The sequence below is a fragment of the Azospirillum isscasi genome (assembly GCF_030849505.1).
Lineage (GTDB): Bacteria > Pseudomonadota > Alphaproteobacteria > Azospirillales > Azospirillaceae > Azospirillum > Azospirillum isscasi.
In genome coordinates, this window is record NZ_JAUJFI010000055.1 from 13395 (window position 1) to 32923 (window position 19529).

The window sequence follows — 19529 nt, forward strand, 5'->3', positions numbered from 1 at the left end:
GCGTCCCGCGCTGGGGTGGCGCGCCGGGGACGGAGCGCCACCCGCAGGCCGATCCGCCAGGGACGCGACCGATTGCCCACCCCCGCGCTCACCGTCAATGGTTCTGCGGCCAGCGGCCCCGCCCCCGGCATGGCGGGAAAGCCGCTGGAGGCGGCCTTTTGGATGCTGTGCGCCGCCCTGTTCATGGCCATCGGCAACGCCATGATCCGCCACGTCAGCGGCGAGCTTCACCCCTTCCAGATCGTCTTCTTCCGCAACCTGTTCGGCCTGATGTTCATGCTGCCCTGGATCGCGGCGGTCGGGCTGGGGCGGCTGCGCACCGGGCGGGCGGGGCTGTACGCCTCGCGCTCGCTCACCAGCCTGCTGGCGATGCTGGGCTGGTTCTACAGCGTCACCCACATGCCGCTGCCGGACGCCACGGCGCTCAGCTTCACCATCCCCCTGTTCGTCACCGCCGGGGCCGCGCTGTTCCTGGGCGAGACGGTGCGGGCGCGCCGCTGGGCCGCCGTGCTGGCCGGTCTGGGCGGGGTTCTGATCGTGGTCCGGCCCGGCGCCGCCACCCTGGACCCCACGCTTCCGGTCATGCTGCTGCACTGCGTCGCCGCCGCCGCCACGGTGCTCCAGGTGCGGGCGCTGGCGACCTCGGACGGGGTGATGGTGGTGGTCGCCTACATGGGGCTGTTCCTGACCCCGATGGCGCTGGTGCCGGCCCTGTTCGTGTGGGAATGGCCGGGCTGGACGGCGCTCGGCTGGCTGGTGCTGCTGGGGGGCGTGCTGACGCTGGCGCAACTGGCGCTGACCCGCGCCTTCAAGCTGGCGCCGGCCTCCGCGATGATGCCCTACGACTACGCCCGCCTGCCCTTCACCGCCCTGCTCGCCTGGCCGCTGTTCGGCGAGGCGATGGATCTGTGGGGCTGGGTCGGCGCCGGGGTGATCGCCGCCGCCGCCCTCTACACCGCCCACCGCGACGCGGCGCAGTCGCGCGCCGAACGGACGGTGGCGGCCAAGGCGTGAGGTCAGCCGTCTCCCGTCGCCTGCATCCGCACCTTGTTCAGGGCGGAGCGGGCGCGGTCCTGATGCTCGGGCCGCAGGTTGCTGCGCACCGCCTGGACGGCGGCGGCCAGCACCGCGGCGTCGTCCACGAAGCCGACCGCGATCAGCCAATCGGGGATCGAGTCCGCCGGCAGCACGAAATAGGCCAGCGCCGCCATCAGGACGGCCTTCGCCTTAACGGGGGTCAGCGGATCGGTCGCGCAGAAGAAGGCGGCCAGCGCCTGTTCCAGGAAGGGAATGCGGTGCAGGTTGGCGCGCAGCGTGTTCCAAAAGCGGCGGCGCACCAGACGCTCGTTCTGCTCGACACGGATCGGGTCGATGACGGCGGGCACGGCGCCGGCGGCTTCGGTGGTCCCATCGGTGGCGGTCTGCATAATTCCCCCTGGCCGGGCCGCCTTTCCCGCTGTGGACGGACGGGGCGGCCTGTTGCACAGTTGCGTAGAGCCACAACAGCGCAGACGCGCCAACGGTCCCGCCAAGGGTCCGAAAACAGAGGAAACCGCCATGGCGATGAAGAAGGGCTACAAGGACCTGCTGGCCGAGGCCAACAGCCGCATCCAGGCGATCACGCCGCAGGAGGCGCTGTCCCTGCACGGCGACCCCGACGTGGTCTTCGTGGACATCCGCGACCCGCGCGAACTGACCCGCGACGGCATGATCCCCGGCGCCTTTCCGGCCACCCGCGGCATGCTGGAATTCTGGGTGGACCCGGACAGCCCCTATCACAAGCCGGTCTTCGCGTCGGGCAAGCGCTTCGTCTTCTACTGCGCCAGCGGCTGGCGCTCCGCGCTCGCCACCGACACCGTGCAGTCCATGGGGCTGGAGAACGTCTGCCACCTGGAGGGCGGCTTCAAGGGCTGGAAGGAGGCCGGGCTTCCCGTCGCCACGGTCGAGCGGAAGGAGGGCTGAATGGAACAGAGAGTCAGCCTGATCACGCTGGGCGTCGCCGACCTCGCGCGCAGCCGCCGCTTCTACGAGGAGGGGCTGGGCTGGACCCCCTCCCCCGTCAGCCAGGACGCCATCACCTTCTACCAGTTGGGCGGCGTCGCGCTCGCCCTCTTCGGGCGGGAGGCGCTGGCCGAGGACGCGCATCTGGCGGAGGCCGGTCCGACCTCCGGCTTCGGCGGCATCACGCTGGCCCACAACCTGCGCAGCAAGGCGGAGGTGGACGCCGTGATGGCCCAGGCCGAGCGGGCCGGAGGGCGCATCCTGAAGCCGGCGCAGGACGTCTTCTGGGGCGGCTACAGCGGCTATTTCGCCGATCCGGACGGCCACCCCTGGGAGGTCGCCTGGAACCCCTTCGCCGCGCTGGGCGAGGACGGGAGCTTCCGTCTGGAGGCGTGACGGTGGAGGGCGGAGGCGGAGCGTCCCCGGCTCACGCCACCAGCACCGGCGCCACCTCGCGGTAAAGCTCCATGTACTCCTCCGCCGGGCCGTGCCAGCCGAAGTCGCGGGTCATGGCGTGCTGCTGCATGGCGTGCCAGCGCTCCGGCTTGCGGTAGAGGGCGGCGGCGCGGCGCAGCGCCCAGGTCAGTTCCTGGACGTTCGCGTTGACGAACTGGAAGCCCGTGGCGCTGCCGTCGTTCACCGCCGCCGGGTTGGCGTCCACGATGGTGTCCGCCAAGCCCCCGGTGCGGCGGACCAGCGGCAGGGTGCCGTACTTCAGCGCGTACATCTGGGTCAGTCCGCAGGGCTCCGACCGCGAGGGCACCAGGAACAGGTCGGCGCCGGCCTGGATGCGGTGGGACAGCGCCTCGTCATAGCCGATGCGCACGCCGACCGATTTCGGGTACCAGGTGGCGAGGTGGCGGAAGCCGGCCTCCAGCGCCGGTTCGCCGTTGCCCAGAACGGCGAGCTGGCCGCCCCAGGCGATCCATTGCGACGCCGCCTCCAGAACCAGATCCAGCCCCTTGTGCCCGGTCAGGCGGCTGACCACGGCGGCCAGCGGGGCGTCGGGGCGTCGGTCCAGGCCGAAGCCGGCCTGAAGGTCGGCCTTGCACAAATCCTTGCCGCCGAGATCCGCGGCGCCGTAGCGGGCGGCGATGTGCGGGTCGGCGGCGGGGTCCCAGATCTGATAGTCCACGCCGTTCAGGATGCCGGTCAGCGCCTCGGCCCGCGCGGCCAGCAGCCCTTCCAGCCCGGCCCCATGCTCCGCCGTCTGGATTTCGTGGGCGTAGGTCGGGCTGACCGTGGTCAGGCGGTCGGAATAGAAGCAACCGGCCTTCAGGAAGCCGATGCCGCCGTAATACTCCACCCCGTCGATCCGGTAGGCGGCGGACGGCAGGCCGAGGTCGCCCATCATCCAGGCGCCGAAATGGCCCTGGTAGGCGATGTTGTGGATGGTCGTGACCGTTCCCGGACGGAACGGCCCGGCGAAGCGGTCGGGGCGCAGCGCCAGATAGGCCGGGATCAGGCCGGTCTGCCAGTCGTGCCCGTGCAGCACCTCCGGACGCCACCAGGGGTCGTAGGCGTCCTGCGCCGCGAAGCCCGCCGCGCACCAGGACAGGGCGGCGAAGCGCTGCGCGTTGTCCGGCCAGTCCTTGCCGTCCGGCCCCAGATAGGGGTTTCCGGGCCGCTGGTAGAGCGACGGCGCGTCCAGGACATAGGCCAGCACCCCGTCCGGCGTCCGCCCGATCAGCAGCCGCGCCTCGTCGCAGCCCGGCAGGTCGGTGAGCGGCCCGCCGACCGGATGCAGATCGCCCAGCCCGTTCAGCACCGCCGGATAGCCGGGCAGCAGCAGGCGGACGTCGGCACCGGCGCGGTTCAGGGCGGGGGGCAGGGCGGCGGAAACGTCGGCCAGCCCGCCGGTCTTCACCAGGGGGTAGCATTCCGGCGTGACGAACAGGACGCGCATGGAGGCGGGGTCTTTCCGTTTCTTATTGGTCTTGTTCACCTCCCCCTCGCCCGGCGGGGCGAAGGGGGGATGGAGGTCAATCCTTGGGCAGGCGGTCGATCATGTCCTGGGTGATCAGGCACACGCCGCCCTCGCTGCGGTAGAAGCGCTTGGCGTCCAGCTCCGGGTCCTCGCCGACGACCAGCCCCTCGGGGATCGCCACGCCGCGGTCGATCACCACCTTCTTCAGGCGGCAATGGCGGCCGATGTCGCAGTCCGGCAGGACCACCGCCTCGTGCAGTTCGCTGAAGGAGTTGACGCGCACCTCGCTGAACAGCAGCGAGTTCTTCACCAGCGAGCCGGAGATGATGCAGCCGCCGGACACCAGGCTGTCCACCGCCATGCCGCGCCGGTTCTCGTCGTCGAACACGAACTTCGCCGGGGGCAGCTGCTCCTGGTAGGTGAAGATCGGCCACTCGCGGTCGTACATGTTGAGCTGCGGCGTCACGTGGCAGAGGTCCAGGTTGGCTTCCCAATAGGCGTCGATGGTGCCGACGTCGCGCCAGTAGGGCTCGGACTCGTGGCCGTTCAGGATGGCCGAATCGGCAAAGTCGTGGGCCATCACCCGCGCCCCGCTCTTCACCAGATAGGGGATGATGTCCTTGCCGAAGTCGCGGGACGAGCCGGGTTCGTGGAAGTCGCGCTCCAGCTGGTCGTAGAGGAACTGCGCGTTGAAGACGTAGATGCCCATGCTGGCCAGCGACCGGTCCGGGTTGCCGGGCATCGGCGGCGGGTCGGCGGGCTTCTCCACGAAGTCGATGATGCGCTGCGTCTCGTCCACATGCATCACGCCGAAGCCGGTCGCCTGGGCGCGCGGCACCTGGATGCAGGGGATCGTCACGTCCGCCTTCTTGGCGATGTGGTCCAGCAGCAGCGCGCCGTAATCCATCTTGTAGATGTGGTCGCCGGCCAGGATCAGGATGTGTTCCGGCTCGTGGTCGCGCAGGATGTCCAGGTTCTGGTACACCGCGTCGGCGGTGCCCTGGTACCAGGCGGTCTCGCTGATGCGCTGCTGCGCCGGCAGCAGGTCGCAGAACTCGTTCATCTCGCCGCGGAAGAAGTTCCAGCCGCGCTGCAGGTGGCGCAGCAGGCTGTGCGACTTGTACTGGGTCAGCACGCCGATGCGGCGGAAACCCGAATTGATGCAGTTCGACAGCGCGAAGTCGATGATCCGGAACTTGCCGCCGAAATAGGTGGCGGGCTTGGCGCGACGGTCGGTCAGCTGCTTCAGCCGGCTGCCCCGGCCACCGGCCAGGACGAGGGCCACAGCGCGGCGCGGCGCCAGCCGCAGATCCCGTTTGTCGAGCATGTGTCTCCCCTTTCGGTTCTCTTTTTTGCTGTCGGCTTTGTTGTCGGCCATCCGGAAGCACCCGGCGTTTCAGCCGGTGCGAGCGTGACCGTGCCACATTTCACCGGGGTGGGCCAATAGGCCGAGGGGAACAGGCCGGAAATAGACCGGACGCCGGGAGGGGCTGTGCGGGTTTGAGGCGCATGCTTGTGCGCAAAAAACAGGCATGAGCGTGGGAAACGAGCGTGCAGCGCCCGAACGGATGGCAGTCCGACCGCAATCCATGGACGAATCCCGCCAAGGCCGGCGGGTTGGGATGGTCCGAAATCCTGCTTAAATTCTGTGCAGCATAGGCTGGCGACTCGGGGCCTAGGCCGCTTTGCAGTCATCCGAATGGCCGCAACCAGCGCGATTCCTAGCCCTTTTGGGTTGGCACGCTTCTTGAAGACAAATCGGCGTACACGGCCCCCTCCCGCCGCCCCGTCTGTACCGGGGACGGGGCGAAACGGGCCAGAAGCATTCGAATAAAGAGGAGCCTCGATGAGCCGTCTCTTCACCCTCGCCGCGCCGACGATGGCGGCGATTCTGGGCTTGGCCGGTCTGCCTGCCGCCGCCCTGGCCCAGGAAGCGGCTGCCGCGGCCGCCGCCGAGCCCACCCTGAGCAGCGGCGACACGGCTTGGATGCTGGTCGCCACCGCGCTGGTCCTGTTCATGACCATTCCGGGTCTGGCCCTGTTCTACGGCGGCATGGTCCGCAAGATGAACGTGCTGTCGGTCGTGATGCAGAGCTTCGCGATCTGCTGCCTGGTCAGCATCCTGTGGTTCTTCGCCGGTTACAGCATCGCCTTCACCGAAGGCACCCCGTATTTCGGCAGCCTGTCCAAGTTCATGCTGGCGGGCATCACCAAGGACAGCCTGTCGGGCGTCATTCCGGAGACGGTCTTCGTCGTCTTCCAGATGACCTTCGCCATCATCACGCCGGCGCTGATCACCGGCGCCTTCGCCGACCGCATGAAGTTCTCCTCGATGCTGGTCTTCACGGGCCTGTGGTCGCTGATCGTCTACGCGCCGATCACCCACTGGGTCTGGGGTCCGGGCGGCTATCTGATGGGTGACGGCGTGCTCGACTACGCCGGCGGCACGGTGGTGCACATCAACGCGGGCGTGGCCGGTCTCGTCGCCGCCATCGTGCTGGGCAAGCGCAAGGGCTACCCGAACGAGAACTTCGCCCCGCACAACCTGGTGCTCAGCCTGATCGGCGCCTCGATGCTGTGGGTCGGCTGGTTCGGCTTCAACGCGGGTTCCGCCGTGGCCGCCGACGGCCGTGCGGGCATGGCCATGCTGGTCACGCAGATCGCCGCCGCCACCGCCGCCATGTCCTGGCTGCTGGTCGAGTGGGCCACCAAGGGCAAGCCCTCGGTTCTCGGCATCATCTCCGGCGCCGTCGCCGGCCTGGTCGCCATCACCCCGGCCTCGGGCTTCGTCGGTCCGACCGGCGCCCTGGTCATCGGTCTGGTCGCCGGCGTGGTCTGCTACTGGGGCGCCACCGGCCTGAAGCGCGCCCTCGGCTATGACGACTCGCTGGACGCCTTCGGCGTGCACGGCGTGGGCGGCATCGTCGGCGCCATCCTGACCGGCGTCTTCGCCCAGGAAGCCATCGGCGGCACCGCCGGCGCCCTGGAAGGCAACGTCGGCCAGATCTGGACGCAGGTCTACGGCATCCTCGCCACGATCATCTACTCGGCGGTGGGTTCCTTCATCATCCTGAAGGTCATCGACGTGGTGATGGGCCTGCGCGTGGACGAGGACGTCGAGCGCGACGGCCTGGACCTCGCCCTGCACGGCGAGACCATCCACTAAGGACCCTTTCCGGGGGGAGTTTTCCCGGGGATCTTTGCAGCCTGGTTGTTTCCTCCATGAACTTCCGCCGCCGGGGCCTCCCGGCGGCGGATTTTTCATGTCGGAGGCTGCAAGGGGGTCAGCGGCGCAGATACATCTTGCCGACACCGTTCAGGGCGGCGAAAAGTTGCGCGAACTGCGCCAGGAAGGCGTCCCAGGCCAGGGGGCCGGCCTTCTCCGCCACCGCCCGGTGGAGGTCGCCCAGGCTGGTCCGCCCGTCCACCCGCGCCAGGATCGGCCCGGCCAGACGGGGCAGCGGCAGGGGGATGACGGCGCCCATCAGCTCCGCCTCCAGCACGCCGCCGGGGGGCAGGCCCTTCGCCACCGCGGCGCCGTCCAGGTCGCGCAGCACCGGCACCACCTCCGGCCCGTCCGGGCGGGCGACGGCGGCGTCCGCATCCTCCGGACGGACGAGATAGGCGATGTGCTTGGTCATGCTGCCGGTGATCTGCTCCGCCCAGGCGGCGCGCTCCAGCCGGGACAGGCCCTCCAGCCGCTTCAGCACGCGCGGGTCCTTCACCCAGACGGCGGGGTCGTACCGGTACGGCTCGACCAGCGCGGCGACGGCGAGCCCGCCCGCCGCCGCCAGCTCCGCCAGTTCCGGCACGCTGTAGGGCCGGTCGCAGGAATGCAGCAGCAGGTCGTAGAGGTCGGCGTCGGCCCGTTTGTGGTCGCCGATGAAGGGGTTGCGGAGCAGCCAGTTGGACGGCGGCAGCCGCTCGATCAGCCGGCGGGCCAGCGCCACCTGCTCCTTCGGCGGCAGGCCCGCCGCGACGGTGCGCAGGGCGGCCTGCATGGGATAGACGCCGGTGCGGCCATAGGGGGCGTAGACCATCAGCCCGATCCCGCCGCCCGGCTTCAGCGCCCCGGCCAGCGAGCGCATCCCCGCCGCCGGGTCGTCCAGATGGTGCAGCACGCCGCAGCAGTCGATGTAGTCGAACGGCCCGAGACCGTCGAGGTCGAGGAGGGAGCCGCGGCGGAAGTCGATGTTGGTCAGCCCGCGCGCCTTGGCCCGCGCCTCGGCGATGGCCCGCGCGGCATCGGACAGGTCCAGATAGGTGACGCGCCCCGGATTGCCGGCGTCGGCCATCTGCTGGGCGATCATGATCGTTCCGTCGCCGGTCCCGCCGCCGGCCACCAGAACCGACAGCGGGCGGGCGTGGTCGAGCCGTCCGCCGAAGACGTTGTGGTTCACCTCGTCCAGGTGGCTGGGCGACCCGGTGATCAGGCGTCTCGATTCGTCGGCGGGGGTGCGCGCGGGATAGGGGTAGGCTTCGTACTGGGCGCGCAGGGTGTCGATGCTCATGGATCGGGCAGCCGGTCAGGTGGACGGGTGCCGGACCATAGCATCAACGGGGGATGGGATGGGGGGAGTTGGGGAGTGGTTGCGCCGGGCCTACCCCGCCACCCCCTCCGCCGCGCGGACCACGCCGACCTCCCGCCCGTTGCGGTTGGTCACCGGCTGGTTGAGGAGCTGACCGGCCCGCGCCCACTGCTCGTCCGACAGAACCTTGGTGGCGCGGATCAGGGCGGCGAGCGCCACCTCGCGGGCGCGGGGGGCGCCGTCGTCGATCTTCAGGGCGATGCCCAGCCCCTGCTTGGGCAGGACGGCGCAGCCGACGCCCTCGGCCCCGCCCTTGACCAGAACCAGACCGCCCGCCGCCTGCATCATGCCGGTGTCGAAGCTGTCCTTGCCGGCGATCAGGTGCGGGTGCGCCCGCCAGGCGCGGCGGATGCGGGTCACCGCCTCGGCGCGGGCGTCGGGCAGGTCCTTCGGGTCGCCGATGCGGGCCATGGCGTAGGCGATGGCGCCCAGCGGGATGCCGATGGTCGGGATGGCGCAGCCGTCCACGCCCCAGGGCGCCTGCGACAGGTCCTGGCCGGTCATCTGCTCCATCACCCCCAGGATGCGCTGCTGCACCGGATGGTCGAAGCGGACATAGCCCTTCGTCGGCTCGCCCTTGTGCAGGGCGGTGGTCAGGAAGCCGGCGTGCTTGCCGGAGCAGTTGTTGTGGAAGGCGGTCGGCGTCTCGCCGTGGCGGATCATCTCGTGGGCGGTCTCGGTGTCGGTCGGCAGATGCGCCCCGCACTCGTAATCACCCACGGTCAGGCCGAGGCGCCTGATCCACGCCTCCGCCAGACGGGTGTGCCGGATCTCCCCGTGATGGGAGGAACAGGCCAGCGCCAGTTCCTGGTCGCCCAGCCCGTAGGCGTCCAGCGCGCCCGTCTCCACCAGCGGGATCGCCTGGAGCGCCTTCACGGCGGAGCGGGGATAGACCGGCGCTTCGATGTCGCCCCATTGCGCCAGGACGTGGCCGGCGGAATCGACGATGCAGGCGCGCCCGCGGTGGACGGATTCCACCATGCCGCCGCGCGTCACCTCGACGAGGATCGGCGCCTCCGGCGGGCCGGACAGGTCGGCGTGCCCCTCGGCGGGGGTGTGATGGTCGGCGTGGCCGTGGTGGTGACCGTGGCCGCCGCAACAGGAAGAGTGGTCGTGGCTCATGGGTGGAAAGCTTGCCTCTCTCCGAGGCCCGAGGCAAGGTGTCGCACCATCGGACCCGCCGGATCACGGGCGATTCGCGGTATGTGCGGGCCGGAATTACGGATGATACGCAAGCCATGCGCGGATATTTCGCCATCGGGGTGGAACGGATCAGCAAGCCGGGCAATGTCGGCAACCTGATGCGCTCCGCCCACGCCTTCGGCGCCTCCTTCTTCTTCGCCATCGACCCGGAGCCCGATCTGCACGAGGCGCGATTCGTCGACACCTCGGGTGCGGCGGAGCATCTGCCGCTGTACATCTACGACCGGGTGGCCGATCTCGCCCTGCCCAAGGACTGCCAGCTCGTCGGGGTGGAGCTGACCGAGGACGCGGTCGAGCTGCCCAGCTTCCGCCACCCGACGCGCGCCGCCTATGTGCTGGGGCCGGAGCGCGGCAGCCTGTCCGCACCGCTGCTGGAGCGGTGCGACTTCACGGTGAAGATCCCGATGAAGTTCTGCATCAACGTCGGGGTGGCCGGCGCGCTGGTGATGTACGACCGGATGATCAGCCTGGGCCGCTTCGCCGAACGCCCGGTGCGCACCGGCGGCCCGACCGAGCCGCTGCGCGAGCACCAGCATGGCCGCCAGATCATGCGCAACCCGGAACGCCGCCGCCGCATGCGCGGCATCCAGAAGCCGGTGATCGTCCGCGACGACGAGTGATCCGGAACAGGGCCTCAACACCCCAGGAACCGCCACGCCCCCCCGAAGGAGACGCTCGATGTCCGACCCCCAGACCGGTTCTCCGCCGGGACCGCCCTCGGAACCGCTTTACGACGACCGCTTCTACGACATCCAGGAGGAAGGGTCGCTCCGCTCCGCGCGGATCATCGCGCCGCTGGTGCTGGGCTGGGTGGATGCGGAGTCGGTCCTCGACGTCGGCTGCGGGGTCGGCACCTTCCTCCGGGGCTTTGCGGAGAAGGGGATCGCGGACATCCAGGGGCTGGACGGCGACTATGTGCGCCGCGACCGCCTGCGCATCGATCCCTCCCGCTTCCGGGCCCACGACCTGTCGCAGCCCTTCGATCTGGGGCGGCGGTTCGGCCTCGTCCTGTCGCTGGAGGTCGCCGAGCATCTGCCGGAGGAGCGTGCCGAAGGCTTCGTCGACGATCTCTGCCGCCACGGCGACGTGGTGCTGTTCGGGGCCGCCATCCCCGGCCAGGGGGGCAGCGGCCACATCAACGAGCAGTGGCAGAGCCATTGGGCCGGGAAGTTCCTCTCCCGCGGCTACGAGGCGTTCGACATCCTGCGTCCCATCCTGTGGGCCGACCCGTCCGTCGAATTCTGGTACCGCCAGAACACGGTGATCTTCGCCAGCCCGGCGGGCATCGCCGCCAACCCGGGACTGGCCGCCATGCGGGGGCAAGGGCTGCCGCTGTCCTGCATGGGGCTCGTCCATCCGGAGCTGCTGGACCTCCACACCCGGCAGGCGGCCCGGTCGAAGCGGGTGGTGGAGGTCTTCAACCAGATGGCCGCGCAGGGCGGCGCCTATCGTTTCGACAAGGGGGCGGACGGGTCGGTCAACATCGTGCGCATCGAGTGACCAGCCGCGGGATTTCCCGGCCGGGTGTGGCGCTCAGAAGCTCACGAAGGGATTCAGGATCAGCCCCAGCGGGCCGGTGAAGCGCAGCGGCGCGTCGGTCACCGCCAGGCACAGGCAGCCCTCCGCGTCGGCCACCGGGCGGTGGCGGACGGACTCGTCGGCGACGGACAGGTCGCCGCGGGCGAACTGCCCGAGATCGTCGGTGAAGCCGCCGTCGAGCACCAGCGTCAGCTCGATCCCGCGGTGGGTGTGGTGGGGCGGCCCGACGCCGCTCGCCAGCCGCATCAGCCGCGCCTTGCCCCGGCCTTCGGAACCGGAGCCCAGCGGGATGTCGCAGCAGTCCATGCCGCGCATCAGCCGCTTCCAGGGCAGGCGCGACAGGTCGTTGCCGACGTAGCGGCGCAGCGGTTCGGGAAGCAGCGGCACCTCGGTCTGCCGGCAGACCGGCTTCGGCTTCGGCGCGCGTGGCAGGGGCGGCAGCTCGTCCAGCCGGGCCAGCACCGTTTGCAGGCAGGCGGGATCGACCTCCTCCGGCTCGATGCTTTCCAGCAGGGCGCCGCCGACCGCCTCCATCTCCGCGACGTTCAGGCGGCAGCAGGGGCACAGCGCGAGATGGGTCGCCACGATCAGCGACGACGCCTCGTCCAGCGCTCCGCCGGCATAGTCGATCAGCAGCGTGTCGCCGGGATGGTGGGTGGGCACGGTCATCGGCTGTCCCTCATGGCCTTGCGCAGCCGCTCCATGGCCAGCCGCAGGCGCGACTTGACGGTGCCCAGCGGAATGCCCTGTTCGGCGGAGATCAGGCTGTGCGGCTTGTCCTCGAAATAGGCCAGCCGCAGCAGGTCCGCCTGCTCCGGCGGCAGGGTCTTCAGCGCGGCGCGCAGCCGCCCGGCGGTCTCGCGCGCCGCCACCCCGTCGTCGGCGCCTTCCGCGGGGGCGGGCACCAGCGTCGGGTCGGCGGGGTCGATCTCGGGCCGCTGTTCCCGCCGGAGCGCGTCGATCCGCTTGTTGCGGGCGATGGTGAACACCCAGGTGCCGGCGGACGCCTGCGCCGGGTCGTAGGTCTCCGCACGACGCCAGACCAGCAGCATCACCTCCTGCACCAGCTCCTCCGCAGCGCCCTCGTCACAGCCCTGGCGGCGCAGATACGCCTTCAGCCGCGGCGCGAAATGGCCGAACAGGGACGCGAAGGCCGAGCGGTCGCGCTCCCGCCCGACCGCGGTCAGCAGCTCTTCGAGCGTCCGGTCCGATCCGGCGGCTGGGGAACCGAGATCCTGCATCCACGTCTTCGGGGGCACCGTCTTTGCACACAGGGACAAGCCCCGCAACAGATGGTGCGCGGAGCGCTCCGCTGCAAAGCGTGTTTGGCGTCGGTGGGCGGCAATAGGGGGCATGGGTTCGGTGCGGCGTGCTGCGATGGGCCTTCTACGCGCCGGGCGGTCCATCGGATCACCGCCTTTCGGACCGATTGCAGGAAAGACCGGCGGAACAACCCGTGACTTCGCCGCCGGAACCGGGCCGTCGCCCTGGAAAGCCTCACCGAATTGGGGTAGGGTCCGACCACTCCCGAACCCGTCCGTGAAACCATTCGAGCCTCCGCCAACCGATGTTGCCCATCCGCACCATCCGTCGCACCGCCGGCGCCGCTCTGCTTCTGGCCGGTCCGATCCTCGCCGCCACGGTCGCCACCGCCACGGTCAACACGGCCGCCGCCGCCGACCCGCGCCTGCTGGGGACCTTCAAGGACTGGAACGCCTTCGCCTTCGACGAGGGCGGGCACAAGGTCTGCTACATGTCCAGCCAGCCCAAGAAGAAGGAACCCGCCGCGGCCAAGCGCGGGGACATCTATGTGCTGGTGACCCACCGCCCGGCGGAAAAGACGCTGGACGTCATCAGCGTCGTCGTCGGCTATCCCCTCAAGAAGGACAGCGAGTCCACGCTGGACGTGGGCGGCAAGTCCTTCAAGCTGTTCACGGACGGCGAGACCGCCTGGGCGCGCGACGCGGAAACCGACAAGGCGGTCACCGCCGCGATGCGCGACGCCAAGGGCAAGTCCATGGTGGTGAAGGGTGTTTCGGGCCGCGGCACGAAGACCACCGACACCTACAGCACCGACGGCCTCGCCCAGGCTTACGACGCCATCAACCAGGCCTGCGGCGTGAAGCGCTGAGCAGCGCTGCCGTTTTCACTTGGTCTTCCGTCGTTTCGTCTTTTGACTCCGGACGCTCGTGGCCCTATTTAGGGGGCCATGAGCGCCTCCAATCACGCTGCTGCCTTTGCCCTGCCGGCTGTTGACGCCGACGGGCGCAAGAACCTTGTCGGCCTGTCCCGCGACGAGCTGGAAGCCGAAATGCTGTCCGCCGGCCTGGAGAAGTTCCGGGCCCGCCAGCTCTGGCACTGGATCTACCACCGCGGAGCCACCGACTTCGCGGTGATGACCACGCTCGCCAAGCCGGTGCGCGAGAAGCTGGCCGAGACCTATGCGGTGGCCCGCCCGACCGTCGTGCGCGACCTGAAGTCGGTGGACGGCACGCGCAAGTGGCTGCTGCGCATGCCCGACGGGCAGGAGGTGGAGAGCGTCCACATCCCCGAGGAGGACCGCGGCACGCTGTGCGTCTCCTCGCAGGTGGGCTGCACGCTGACCTGCCGCTTCTGCCACACCGGCACGCAGCGTCTGGTGCGCAACCTCGACGCCTCGGAAATCGTGGCGCAGGTCATGCTGGCCCGCGACGCGCTGGGCGAATGGCCGGCGCCGCCGGACGGGCGGATGATCTCCAACATCGTCATGATGGGGATGGGGGAGCCGCTCTTTAACTACGAGAACGTCGCCAAGGCGCTGAAGATCGTCATGGACGGCGACGGGATTTCGATTTCGAAGCGGCGCATCACCCTCTCGACCTCCGGCGTCGTCCCGGCCATGAAGCGCTGCGGGGAGGAGCTGAACGTCAACCTCGCGGTCAGCCTGCACGCGGTGACGGACGAGCTGCGCGACCTCATCATGCCGATCAACCGGAAATATCCGCTGAAAGAGCTGATGGACGCCTGCCGCACCTACCCCGGCCTGAACAACGCGCGGCGCATCACCTTCGAGTATGTGATGCTGAAGGGCGTCAACGACAGCCCGGCGGACGCCCGCGCCCTGGTGAAGCTGCTGGAGGGCATCCCGTCGAAGATCAACCTGATCCCCTTCAACCCCTGGCCGGGCGCCCCGTACGAGCGCTCGACCGACCGGGCGATCCAGGTCTTCGGCGACATCGTCAACAACGCCGGCTACGCCAGCCCCGTCCGCACCACCCGCGGCGAGGACATCATGGCGGCCTGCGGCCAGTTGAAGAGCGCGTCCGTCCGCCTGTCCGCCGCCGACCGCGCCGCCATCGAGAAGGTGCTGGCCGAGAAGGACGCCGCGCTGGCCGGGTGAGGCCGGCGTTTTCGCGCCGGGTGTTTTGTGGGAGTGTTCCGTGCCTGAGTTCGCCGTCGATCCCGGCCTGATCCTGTTCCTGTTCAACGCCGCGGCGGTCTGGCCGCTGATGCGCATCTTCCGCCGGGCGGGCTTCTCGCCCTGGTGGGCGCTGGTGATCTTCGTGCCGGTGGTCGGGCTGGTCGGCGTGCTGGGCCTGCTGACGGCGCGGCGCTGGCCGGCGCGCGTCCTGGCCGACGGGCCGGCGCCGCAGCGCAAGGCGCGGAGGGCCGCGTGATGGAGATGTTCGACCCCGTCGTCGGCCTGCTCAACGCCGTCTACTGGCAGCCCTGGGCGGCGATCATGTCCAGCGATCCGTGGACGGCGAACCTCGTCATGGCGATCCTGCTGATGCTGAAGCTGATCTTCGGCGGCTGGGTGCTGGCCAAGGGCGGGCGCAGCCCGCTGTGGGCGCTGGTTCTGCTGATCAACGGGGCGGATATCCTGGCGATCTGGCTCTACGCCTACATCCGCTGGCCCTTCGTGGACCGGGCGCCCGCCCGTCCCGCGGCGGAGAGCACCGTTGCAGCGGATGCCGGGACGGACTGAGCGGGACCGATTGATTCGCATCTGCCGTAGGGCTACTGTCCGGCACCGATATTTTTCCCCACCCGCGTGAGTAGTCCCATGAGCGGTGCGTCCGGCAAACAGATCAAGAAAGTGGTGCTCGCCTATTCGGGCGGCCTCGACACCTCGGTGATCCTGAAGTGGCTTCAGGAAACCTATCAATGCGAGGTGGTGACCTTCACCGCCGACCTCGGCCAGGGCGAGGAGCTGGAGCCGGCGCGCAAGAAGGCCGAGCTTCTGGGCATCAAGCCGGAAAACATCTTCATCGACGACCTGCGCGAGGAGTTCGTGCGGGACTTCGTGTTCCCGATGTTCCGCGCCAACACCCTCTATGAGGGCACCTACCTGCTCGGCACCTCGATCGCGCGCCCGCTGATCGCCAAGCGCCAGATCGAGATCGCCAACCTCGTCGGCGCCGACGCCGTGGCCCACGGCGCCACCGGCAAGGGCAACGACCAGGTGCGCTTCGAGCTGGGCTACTACGCGCTCCGCCCGGACATCAAGATCATCGCCCCGTGGCGCGAGTGGGATCTGAGCAGCCGCACCCGGCTGATCGACTACGCCGAAAAGAACCAGATCCCGATCGCCAAGGACAAGCGCGGCGAGGCCCCGTACTCGACCGACGCCAACCTCCTGCACATCTCCTACGAGGGGAAGGCGCTGGAGGACCCGTGGGTCGAGCCGTTCGAGGACATGTACACCCGCTCCGTCGCCCCGGAGAAGGCCCCGGACACCCCGACCTACGTCGAGATCGAGTTCAAGCGCGGCGACGCGGTGGCCATCGACGGCAAGGCGCTGTCCCCGGCGGCCCTGCTGACCGAGCTGAACCGCCTGGGCGGCGAGAACGGCATCGGCCGCCTCGACCTCGTCGAGAACCGCTATGTCGGCATGAAGTCGCGCGGCGTGTACGAGACGCCGGGCGGCACCGTCCTGCTGGCCGCCCACCGCGCGATGGAGAGCATCACGCTCGACCGCGGCGCCGGCCATCTGAAGGACGAGCTGATGCCGCGCTACGCGGAGCTGATCTACTGCGGCTACTGGTTCAGCCCGGAGCGTCTGGCGCTCCAGGCCCTGATCGACCAGACCCAGGAGACGGTCAACGGCGTGGTCCGCCTGAAGCTGTTCAAGGGCAACGTCACGGTCGTCGGCCGCAAGTCGCCGAACAGCCTCTACCGCATGGACTATGTGACGTTCGAGGAAGACAGCGTCTACAACCAGAAGGATGCGGAAGGCTTCATCAAGCTGAACGCGCTCCGTCTGCGCCTGGGCGCCATGGCGCGGGCGAAGGTGGAGTAACGGTGTGATGCCGGAGTAAAAAAGGGGGGCGCTCAAGCCCCCCTTTTTCTTTTGAAGAAACACCCGGCGAGAACCGGGACACCGGGCAGGAAACCTGAATCCTCCCGCTCGCGCCGCTTCGCCACCGGATGGCGGTGCGGGCTTCGCCTGCGCGAAGCCGTCGATGGGGACGCCGCTTTCTCGATCCCGCCACAGTGACGGACCTCGCAGGCGGGCTTCCGGCCGCCGATGGTTCCCGGGGCGGTTCAGGGGGAAACGCCGCCGCAACCGGCAACGGTCCCGGAACGCGGCCCCGTCCGTCCCCTTCACCATTGCGCGCATCGTCCGTCCGCCCTATGTTCCGCCCCAAACCAGGGCTCCGGGCACCGATGACTGACCTTTCGCACATCCGCAATTTCTCGATCATCGCGCACATCGACCACGGCAAGTCGACCCTTGCCGACCGTCTGATCCAGCAGTGCGGCGGCCTCGATTCGCGCGAGATGCGCGAACAGGTGCTCGACAGCATGGACATCGAGCGCGAGCGCGGCATCACCATCAAGGCGCAGACCGTCCGCCTGCTCTACAAGGCCAAGGACGGGCAGCAGTACACGCTGAACCTGATGGACACGCCGGGCCACGTCGATTTCGCCTACGAGGTCAGCCGCAGCCTCGCCGCCTGCGAGGGCTCGATCCTGGTGGTGGACGCCTCGCAGGGGGTGGAGGCGCAGACGCTCGCCAACGTCTACCAGGCGATCGACAACAACCACGAGATCATCCCGGTCCTCAACAAGATCGACCTGCCGGCGGCGGAGCCCGACCGCGTGAAGCAGCAGATCGAGGACGTGATCGGCCTGGACGCCTCCGACGCCGTGGAGATCTCGGCCAAGACCGGCCTGAACATCGACGCCGTGCTGGAAGCCGTGGTCGAGCGCCTGCCGCCGCCCAAGGGCAACGCCGACGCCGAGCTGAAGGCCCTGCTGGTCGATTCCTGGTACGACCCCTATCTCGGCGTGGTCATCCTGGTGCGCGTGGTGGACGGGCGACTGAAGGTGAACCAGAAGGTCCGCTTCATGTCCACCGGCAGCGCGCACGAGGTGGACCGCGTCGGCGTCTTCACCCCGAAGGCCCTGCTGACCGGCGAGCTGGGGCCGGGCGAGATGGGCTTCATCACCGCCGCCATCAAGGACATCACGCTGACCAAGGTCGGCGACACCATCACCGAGGACCGCAAGCCCGCCGCCGAGCCGCTGGCCGGCTTCAAGCCCTCCATCCCCGTGGTGTGGTGCGGCCTGTTCCCGGTGGACGCCGCCGATTTCGAGCGGCTGCGCGACAGCCTGGGCAAGCTGAAGCTGAACGACGCCAGCTTCCATTACGAGGCGGAGACGTCGGCGGCGCTGGGCTTCGGCTTCCGCTGCGGCTTCCTCGGCCTGCTGCATCTGGAGATCATCCAGGAGCGGCTGGAGCGCGAGTTCAACCTGGACCTGATCACCACGGCGCCGTCGGTGGTCTACAAGCTCCACATGACCGACGGCACGGTGAAGGATCTGCACAACCCGGCGGACATGCCGGACGTGATGAAGATCGACCGCATCGACGAGCCGTGGATCAAGGCCACCATCATGCTGCCCGACGAGTATCTGGGCGGCGTGCTCCAGCTCTGCACCGAGCGGCGCGGCCAGCAGATCGAGCTGACCTACGCCGGCGCCCGCGCCATGCTGGTCTACCGGCTGCCGCTGAACGAGGTGGTCTTCGACTTCTACGACCGGCTGAAGTCGATCAGCCGCGGCTATGCCAGCTTCGACTACCAGATGGACAGCTACGAGGAAGGCGACCTCGTGAAGATGTCGATCCTGGTGAACGCCGAGCCGGTGGACGCGCTGTCGATGATCGTCCACCGCAGCCAGTCGGAGCGCCGCGGGCGCCAGCTCTGCGAGCGCCTGAAGGAGCTGATCCCGCGCCAGCTCTTCAAGATCGCCGTGCAGGCGGCCATCGGCGGCAAGATCATCGCCCGCGAGAGCATCGGCGCGCTGCGCAAGGACGTGACGGCCAAGTGCTACGGCGGCGACATCAGCCGCAAGCGCAAGCTGCTGGACAAGCAGAAGGAAGGCAAGAAGCGCATGCGCCAGTTCGGCCAGGTCGAAATCCCGCAGAGCGCCTTCATCGCCGCTCTCAAGATGGGCGACGAGTGAGCGGACGCGCGTCGCTGCCGTGACGAAAAGGGGACGGGTCCGCAAAGGCCCGTCCCCTTTTGGTTCGGGCAATCCAGCACCCACAAAAAGTCGAATGACTCGCCGCACGGAATCGCCTATCACCCGGTCAGGCTTCCCGAACGGATGATGTCCCGTGACGCGCACTGTCATGTTTGGCCTGCCCGCCGCGGTCATCGCCGCCGGCATCCTCGCAGGCTGCACCCCGAACTACTCCCCGAACACCTACGCCGCCAGCGCGACGCAGCAGGCGAACAAGGTGGAGCGGGCGGTCGTCATCGGTTTCCGTCAGGTCAAGATCAGCACCAACGGCACCGTCGGCGCCGTCACCGGCGGGGCCGCGGGCGGCGTGCTCGGGTCGCAGTCGGGCACCATCGGATTGAACGCGGCCCTGGGCGCGGTCGGCGGCACGGCCATCGGCAGCCTGCTCGGCACCTCCATCGAGCATGTGACCGGCGACACCACGGGCTGGGAATACATCGTCCGCAAGCCGGACGGCGAGCTTCTGTCGGTCACCCAGAGGGAAGAGAAGCCCATCGAGATCGGGCAGAAGGTGCTGGTCATCGCCGGCAGCCAGGCCCGCATCGTCGCCGACTATTCCGTGGCCCCGGAACCGGAACCGGCCCCGGCGGCGAAGGAAACGGTGAAGGAGGCAGCCAAGGACGAGGCCAAGGACGAGGCCAAGCCTGCCGACACGGTCGAGGCGAAGGAGCTTCCCGCCCCCGCCCCGGCGGACACCGCGGCACCGGCCCCGGCGGAATCGGCGCCCGCGGGCGCGGCTCCGGACGCCGGCGGGCCGG

The 19529-nt window shown here is 69.3% G+C and carries 20 protein-coding genes; 13 read left to right on the plus strand and 7 right to left on the minus strand.

Annotated elements, in window-relative coordinates; translation table 11 throughout:
- Positions 1–72: 72 nt before the first annotated feature.
- Positions 73–1014 (plus strand): DMT family transporter, encoded by a 942-nt coding sequence (locus QSG27_RS13195; protein WP_306706840.1) that lies wholly within the window; start codon positions 73–75, stop codon positions 1012–1014.
- 2 nt (positions 1015–1016) lie between these two features.
- On the opposite strand, the gene QSG27_RS13200 is transcribed toward QSG27_RS13195, so the two are convergent.
- Entirely contained in the window at positions 1017–1427 is a 411-nt protein-coding gene (locus QSG27_RS13200) for a YkvA family protein (RefSeq protein WP_306706842.1), read from the minus strand.
- Positions 1428–1557: 130 nt separating this feature from the next.
- Here QSG27_RS13200 and QSG27_RS13205 point away from each other — a divergent pair, with 130 nt between their 5' ends.
- A complete protein-coding gene (locus QSG27_RS13205) occupies positions 1558–1962 on the plus strand; it encodes a rhodanese-like domain-containing protein (protein WP_306706843.1) in 405 nt (134 codons plus the stop codon).
- A complete protein-coding gene (locus QSG27_RS13210) occupies positions 1963–2397 on the plus strand; it encodes a VOC family protein (protein WP_306706845.1) in 435 nt (144 codons plus the stop codon).
- A gap of 31 nt (positions 2398–2428) precedes the next feature.
- Here the strand turns inward: QSG27_RS13210 and glgA are convergent, their stop codons facing one another.
- Positions 2429–3907, minus strand: coding sequence for a glycogen synthase GlgA (gene glgA / locus QSG27_RS13215; protein ID WP_306706873.1), 1479 nt, complete (start codon positions 3905–3907; stop codon positions 2429–2431).
- 76 nt (positions 3908–3983) lie between these two features.
- Positions 3984–5255 (minus strand): glucose-1-phosphate adenylyltransferase, encoded by a 1272-nt coding sequence (gene glgC / locus QSG27_RS13220; protein WP_306706847.1) that lies wholly within the window; start codon positions 5253–5255, stop codon positions 3984–3986.
- Positions 5256–5774: 519 nt separating this feature from the next.
- Here glgC and QSG27_RS13225 point away from each other — a divergent pair.
- Positions 5775–7094, plus strand: a complete 1320-nt coding sequence (locus QSG27_RS13225; RefSeq protein WP_306706849.1) for an ammonium transporter — start codon at positions 5775–5777, stop codon at positions 7092–7094.
- A gap of 118 nt (positions 7095–7212) precedes the next feature.
- Here QSG27_RS13225 and QSG27_RS13230 read toward each other — a convergent pair whose 3' ends face one another.
- Both QSG27_RS13230 and QSG27_RS13235 read right to left on the minus strand, forming a co-directional pair.
- Positions 7213–8439, minus strand: coding sequence for a class I SAM-dependent methyltransferase (locus tag QSG27_RS13230; protein ID WP_306706851.1), 1227 nt, complete (start codon positions 8437–8439; stop codon positions 7213–7215).
- 90 nt (positions 8440–8529) lie between these two features.
- A complete protein-coding gene (locus tag QSG27_RS13235) occupies positions 8530–9639 on the minus strand; it encodes an asparaginase (protein ID WP_306706852.1) in 1110 nt (369 codons plus the stop codon).
- Between the two features lie 116 nt (positions 9640–9755).
- On the opposite strand from QSG27_RS13235, the gene QSG27_RS13240 reads away from it, so the two are divergent.
- Both QSG27_RS13240 and QSG27_RS13245 read left to right on the plus strand, forming a co-directional pair.
- Positions 9756–10340: an RNA methyltransferase gene (locus QSG27_RS13240; RefSeq protein WP_306706853.1), complete on the plus strand. Its 585-nt coding sequence runs from the start codon at positions 9756–9758 to the stop codon at positions 10338–10340.
- Positions 10341–10398: 58 nt separating this feature from the next.
- On the plus strand, positions 10399–11220 hold the full coding sequence (locus tag QSG27_RS13245) for a class I SAM-dependent methyltransferase (RefSeq protein ID WP_306706854.1): 822 nt from the start codon (positions 10399–10401) through the stop codon (positions 11218–11220).
- A 33-nt stretch (positions 11221–11253) separates the two neighbouring features.
- On the opposite strand, the gene QSG27_RS13250 is transcribed toward QSG27_RS13245, so the two are convergent.
- Together QSG27_RS13250 and QSG27_RS13255 are read right to left on the minus strand one after the other, a co-directional pair.
- Positions 11254–11928 carry a ChrR family anti-sigma-E factor gene (locus tag QSG27_RS13250; RefSeq protein ID WP_306706855.1) on the minus strand — a complete coding sequence of 225 codons (675 nt, stop codon included), beginning with the start codon at positions 11926–11928 and terminating at the stop codon, positions 11254–11256.
- The gene (locus QSG27_RS13255) at positions 11925–12500 is read right to left on the minus strand and encodes a sigma-70 family RNA polymerase sigma factor (RefSeq protein ID WP_306706858.1); all 576 of its coding nucleotides are present in this window, start codon (positions 12498–12500) and stop codon (positions 11925–11927) included. Before QSG27_RS13255 ends, QSG27_RS13250 begins: the two co-directional genes overlap by 4 nt.
- 326 nt (positions 12501–12826) lie before the next feature.
- Between QSG27_RS13255 and QSG27_RS13260 the strand changes: the two genes are divergently transcribed.
- From QSG27_RS13260 to QSG27_RS13290, 7 genes are all read left to right on the plus strand, one after another.
- Positions 12827–13390: an invasion associated locus B family protein gene (locus QSG27_RS13260; RefSeq protein ID WP_306706860.1), complete on the plus strand. Its 564-nt coding sequence runs from the start codon at positions 12827–12829 to the stop codon at positions 13388–13390.
- 78 nt (positions 13391–13468) lie between these two features.
- On the plus strand, positions 13469–14638 hold the full coding sequence (rlmN, locus tag QSG27_RS13265) for a 23S rRNA (adenine(2503)-C(2))-methyltransferase RlmN (RefSeq protein ID WP_306706862.1): 1170 nt from the start codon (positions 13469–13471) through the stop codon (positions 14636–14638).
- 40 nt (positions 14639–14678) lie between these two features.
- The gene (locus QSG27_RS13270; RefSeq protein ID WP_306706864.1) at positions 14679–14915 is read left to right on the plus strand and encodes a hypothetical protein; all 237 of its coding nucleotides are present in this window, start codon (positions 14679–14681) and stop codon (positions 14913–14915) included.
- Positions 14915–15226 carry a hypothetical protein gene (locus tag QSG27_RS13275; protein ID WP_306706865.1) on the plus strand — a complete coding sequence of 104 codons (312 nt, stop codon included), beginning with the start codon at positions 14915–14917 and terminating at the stop codon, positions 15224–15226. The genes QSG27_RS13270 and QSG27_RS13275 overlap by 1 nt, the downstream gene beginning before the upstream one ends.
- 78 nt (positions 15227–15304) lie before the next feature.
- Complete coding sequence (locus QSG27_RS13280; RefSeq protein WP_306706867.1) at positions 15305–16540, plus strand: argininosuccinate synthase; 1236 nt, start codon at positions 15305–15307, stop codon at positions 16538–16540.
- Between the two features lie 368 nt (positions 16541–16908).
- Positions 16909–18711 carry a translation elongation factor 4 gene (gene lepA, locus QSG27_RS13285; RefSeq protein ID WP_306706869.1) on the plus strand — a complete coding sequence of 601 codons (1803 nt, stop codon included), beginning with the start codon at positions 16909–16911 and terminating at the stop codon, positions 18709–18711.
- A 154-nt stretch (positions 18712–18865) separates the two neighbouring features.
- The coding region (locus tag QSG27_RS13290; protein ID WP_306706871.1) for an outer membrane lipoprotein at positions 18866–19529 on the plus strand (664 nt) is incomplete at its 3' end.